At 60.5% G+C, this 3981-nt stretch carries 5 protein-coding genes and 1 pseudogene; 2 read left to right on the top strand and 4 right to left on the bottom strand.

Annotation, left to right across the window (positions count from 1 at the left end):
- Positions 1-247: pseudogene (locus DBR24_RS33475) on the top strand (dihydrodipicolinate synthase family protein); the annotation flags it as partial.
- A 134-nt stretch (positions 248-381) separates the two neighbouring features.
- Here DBR24_RS33475 and DBR24_RS23930 read toward each other — a convergent pair.
- The 3 genes from DBR24_RS23930 to DBR24_RS23920 form a co-directional block, all read right to left on the bottom strand.
- The gene (locus DBR24_RS23930; RefSeq protein ID WP_123465384.1) at positions 382-726 is read right to left on the bottom strand and encodes a YegP family protein; all 345 of its coding nucleotides are present in this window, start codon (positions 724-726) and stop codon (positions 382-384) included.
- Between the two features lie 188 nt (positions 727-914).
- Positions 915-1220 (bottom strand): ribbon-helix-helix domain-containing protein, encoded by a 306-nt coding sequence (locus tag DBR24_RS23925; RefSeq protein WP_128615972.1) that lies wholly within the window; start codon positions 1218-1220, stop codon positions 915-917.
- Positions 1221-1233: 13 nt separating this feature from the next.
- Positions 1234-1815 carry a DJ-1/PfpI family protein gene (locus DBR24_RS23920; RefSeq protein ID WP_123465380.1) on the bottom strand — a complete coding sequence of 194 codons (582 nt, stop codon included), beginning with the start codon at positions 1813-1815 and terminating at the stop codon, positions 1234-1236.
- A gap of 291 nt (positions 1816-2106) precedes the next feature.
- On the opposite strand from DBR24_RS23920, the gene DBR24_RS23915 reads away from it, so the two are divergent.
- Positions 2107-3012 carry a DMT family transporter gene (locus DBR24_RS23915; RefSeq protein WP_128615971.1) on the top strand — a complete coding sequence of 302 codons (906 nt, stop codon included), beginning with the start codon at positions 2107-2109 and terminating at the stop codon, positions 3010-3012.
- Between the two features lie 46 nt (positions 3013-3058).
- Here DBR24_RS23915 and DBR24_RS23910 read toward each other — a convergent pair.
- A partial coding sequence (locus DBR24_RS23910; protein WP_146189109.1) for an SAM-dependent methyltransferase occupies positions 3059-3981 on the bottom strand: 923 nt, incomplete at its 5' end.

Genomic DNA, 3981 nt, shown 5'->3' with positions numbered 1-3981 from the left:
CCCTTGGCCCCAGCTCAATCTGGATTTATACGCGGCGTCGCTGGCCGGTGATCTGGAACGGGCGCGCGAGTTGTTCTACCGCCAGTTGCCGCTGCTGGACTTCATCTTGAAGGGTGGTTTACCGGCAACGATCAAGGCCGGGTTGCGCGAGACAGGGCTGGAGGTTGGCGATCCGCGCTTGCCAGTGTTTGCGTTGAGCGAGGCTGGGCGAGGTCAGCTGCAAGCAATCCTCGAGACCCTGCGTTGATCTCACACACACAATTACCTGTGGGAGCTGGCTTGCCAGCGATAGCGGTGTATCAGTCAACATCAATGCTGAATGATAGGCCCTCATCGCGGGCAAGCCCGCCCACAGGAGCTGTGTGAAATTTGAGAGGGAATTCAGAGCACCGGCAAGGTCTTGTCCTTGACCGTTTTGCTCGGCCCGTTGGCCTTGACGCTGGCGATGCCTTTGGCGCACGCAGCGTCATTGGTGTACGACTCGCTGCTGCCAATGATCTGATGGTTGGCAGCCTTGAGGTTGAAGTACGGATGGCCATCCCTGGTGGTCTTTTTCTCGTAGCGCTCGTCCAGCGGACTGTTGGCCTGCACCGCAGCAATGCCGTTATCGGCGGCCGCACGGGTAGTGTAGAGCTCGCTGGTGAGAATGGTTTCGGCGTTGGCGGCCTTCAGCACAAACCTGAACTGACCGTTGCTGCTTTTGCTCACTTCGTACCATCCGGACATGCTCGATTCTCCTTGGCGGTTGAGAGGTTTCGCGCCAGTGAGTAAAGACCAGCCTCAGACTTCTGTCGCCTGAAGCAGCGCCTTCGCGAGCAAGCTCGCTCCCACAAGGTTCTTCAGCGAACACAAAATTTGTGAGCACCAGAGAAAACTGTGGGGGTTTGCCCGCGATGGGGTTAACTCGGTCAGGGCTATTTCACCAGCGCCCGCACCACCGACAACTCCGGCGCACCCACCCGCCGCTGACTCAGATGCCGCGTACAACTCACCCGCAGGAACGAGGCGAAATTCACCACTTCGCCGCGATAGTCCATCACCTCTTCATACAGCTTGGCGATCAGTTGATTGGTGGTCATGCCGTCAACTTCGGCGATTTCGCTGAGGATGTCCCAGAACTGGTTTTCCAGGCGCAGCGTCGTCACCACGCCGCAGATGCGCAGCGAGCGCGAGCGGGATTCGTAGAGAATCGGATCGGCCTTGACGTAGAGCTCGCACATGGACGAATCCTCGTTACAGGGTGATTTTGGTGCCAAGCAAGCCGAGGAAACCGGCCAGCCAGTTCGGATGCGCCGGCCAGGCCGGTGCAGTGGCCAGATTGCCTTGAACGTGGCCGTCCGTCACCGGGATGTCGATGTACGTACCACCGGCCAGGCGCACTTCCGGGGCACAGGCCGGATAGGCGCTGCACTCGCGCCCTTCGAGAACGCCCGCCGCCGCCAGCAGTTGCGCACCGTGGCAGACCGCCGCAATCGGCTTGCCGGCCTTGTCGAAGGCGCGCACCAGTTCGAGGACTTTTTCGTTCAGGCGCAGGTATTCCGGCGCACGACCGCCGGGGATCAGCAGGGCGTCGTAGTCGGCTTCGGCGACCTTGGCAAAGTCGAAGTTGAGGGCGAACAGGTGACCGGGTTTCTCGCTGTAGGTCTGATCGCCTTCGAAGTCATGGATCGCGGTGCGCACGGTCTTGCCGGCGGCTTTGTCCGGGCACACGGCGTGCACGGTATGCCCGACCATTTGCAGGGCCTGGAACGGCACCATCACTTCGTAGTCTTCGACGTAATCGCCGACCAGCATCAGAATTTTTTTCGCGGCCATGGGGAGGACTCCTCTGGGAAATGCCTGGGAGTATTCAAGGTAGACCTTATCCGTTCGGGCGGGTAACAACCGGCTACTACCGAGTTGACTTCATCGCTGGCAAGCCAGCTCCCACAGGTTCTGTGTCGATCACCCATTTGGCGCTCAACTCGGACACTGTGGGAGCTGGCTTGCCAGCGATGACAAACTCGAACTGTACGCCTAAGTCTGTGCCTAGCTGTAACAGCCAGAAGTCCACGGTTTATGGCTTTATGAGGCTCGTTCCCTGCCACCCTCAATTTCGGTCTTCCTATGTCTTCGCGCGAAAACACCGGCATGGCCCTCGGCCTGCTCGGGGTTGTGATTTTCAGCCTCACCCTGCCCTTCACCCGGATCGTGGTGCAGGAACTGCATCCATTGCTCAATGGCCTGGGGCGGGCGTTGTTCGCGGCAATCCCGGCAGCGTTGCTGTTGTTGTGGCGCCGGGAAAAATGGCCGACCTGGCAGCAGATCAAAGGCCTGAACCTGGTGATCGCCGGGGTGATCCTCGGCTTCCCGGTGTTGTCGGCGTGGGCCATGCAGACCTTGCCGGCGTCCCACGGCGCACTGGTCAATGGTTTGCAGCCGCTGTGCGTGGCGCTGTATGCGGCGTGGCTGTCCCATGAACGGCCGTCGAAAGCCTTCTGGGCCTGCGCCGCGCTGGGCAGTGCGCTGGTGCTCGGTTACGCGTTGTACACCGGTGCCGGCAGCATTCAGGCCGGGGACCTGTTGATGCTCGGCGCAATTGCCGTGGGTGGCCTGGGGTATGCCGAGGGTGGGCGACTGGCGAAGGAGATGGGCGGCTGGCAGGTGATCTGCTGGGCGCTGGTGCTGTCGACGCCGCTGCTGATCGGGCCGGTGCTGTATCTGGCGCTGCAACATCACGGCGCAGTGTCGGCCAGGACCTGGTGGGCTTTTGGCTACGTCGCGCTGTTCTCGCAGTTTCTCGGGTTCTTCGCCTGGTACGCCGGGCTGGCGATGGGCGGGATTGCGCGGGTCAGTCAGATCCAGTTGCTGCAGATCTTCTTCACCATCGCGTTTTCAGCGTTGTTCTTTGGCGAACAGGTGGAGCCGATCACCTGGGTATTTGCCTGCGGGGTAATTGCGACGGTGATGCTCGGTCGCAAGACCGTCATCAAACCCCATGTGGGAGCGAGCCTGCTCGCGAAGGCCGACTGACCATCACAATGATGTCGCGAGCAGGCTTGCTTCCACAGGATCCAGGTCAGGCCAGGTAACCGTCTGCGCGCAGCAGGGTTTCCAGGCAGTGCTCGCTGATGTTGTAGAAGTCTTTCAACGCCTGAGTCTTCACCAACAACTGAGCCGGGTCCAGCGGCTCGGCGCGTTTCACCGCCAGAATCATCTTGTTCTTGTTGGTGTGTTCCAGCGAGATGAACTCGAACACCTTGGTCTCGTAACCACAGGCTTCGAGGAACAGCGCGCGCAAGCTGTCAGTGACCATTTCCGCCTGCTGGCCGAGATGCAGACCGTATTGCAGCATCGGTTTGAGCAGTGCCGGGCTCTGGATCTGCAGACGAATCTGCTTGTGGCAGCACGGCGAGCACATGATGATCGAGGCACCCGAGCGGATGCCGGTGTGGATCGCGTAATCGGTGGCGATGTCGCAGGCATGCAGGGCGATCATCACGTCCAGCTCGCTCGGCGCCACGCTGCGCACGTCACCGCACTTGAACACCAGCCCCGGGTGTTCCAGCTTCGCGGCGGCGGCGTTGCACAGGTTGACCATTTCCTCGCGCAATTCGACGCCGGTGACTTCGCCTTCGGCCTTGAGCGTGTTGCGCAGGTAATCATGGATGGCAAACGTCAGGTAACCCTTGCCCGAACCGAAATCCGCGACCCGCACCGGTTTGTCCAGCGCCAGCGGTGACGAGGTCAGGGCGTGGCTGAACACTTCGATGAACTTGTTGATTTGCTTCCACTTGCGCGACATGGCCGGGATCAGCTCGTGTTGCGCGTTGGTCACGCCGAGGTCCTTGAGGAACGGTCGACTGAGCTCCAGAAAACGGTTTTTCTCGCGGTTGTGCTCGGCGGACGGCGCTTCACGCAATTGCTGAGGTTTGCTCTTGAACAGCGAAGACTTGCCCTTTTTGCTGTATTCGAGCTGGGCTTCGTCGGTCACGGTCAGCA

The sequence above is a fragment of the Pseudomonas sp. HMWF006 genome (assembly GCF_003061205.1).
Classification (GTDB): domain Bacteria; phylum Pseudomonadota; class Gammaproteobacteria; order Pseudomonadales; family Pseudomonadaceae; genus Aquipseudomonas; species Aquipseudomonas monsensis.
The sequence above is the reverse complement of the archived record's forward strand: the minus strand, read 5'-3'. Positions and strand labels throughout refer to the sequence as shown.